Source organism: Teichococcus aerofrigidensis (assembly GCF_054073225.1).
Map to the genome: position 1 here is coordinate 1 of NZ_JBSXMU010000300.1, position 415 is coordinate 415.

The window sequence follows — 415 nt, forward strand, 5'->3', positions numbered from 1 at the left end:
GGGCGGCATCGGCCAGCGATGCACCGGCAGGCGGGTCAGCAGCCCCAGCGCCGCAGCCAGCTCGGCCAGGCGGGCGGTGGCCCAGGCCCTCATGGGGCGCCTTCGGCCACGCCGGCCTCGGCGAAGGTCGCCATCCCGGCATGGCAGGCCAGGGCGGCGCGCAGCAGCGGCACGGCGAGCGCCGCGCCGGAGGCCTCGCCCAGCCGCATCCCGAGGTCGAGCAACGGCCTCTGGCCGAGCGCCTCCACCAGCCGGCGGTGGCCGGCCTCGGCCGAGCAATGCGCCACCAGGGCGTGGTCCAGCCCGCCCGGCGCCAGCCGGGCGAGGGGGGCGGCGGCGGCGGTGCAGACGAAACCGTCCAGCAGCACCGGGACACCGCGCCGGCGCGCCTCCAGCGCGGCGCCCAGGATGGCGG

At 80.0% G+C, this 415-nt stretch carries 1 protein-coding gene; it reads right to left on the reverse strand.

From position 1 onward, the window contains the following. Positions 1 to 89: 89 nt before the first annotated feature. On the reverse strand, positions 90 to 415 hold a 326-nt coding region (locus ACVMLK_RS21340; RefSeq protein ID WP_457487586.1), incomplete at its 5' end, for a nicotinate-nucleotide--dimethylbenzimidazole phosphoribosyltransferase.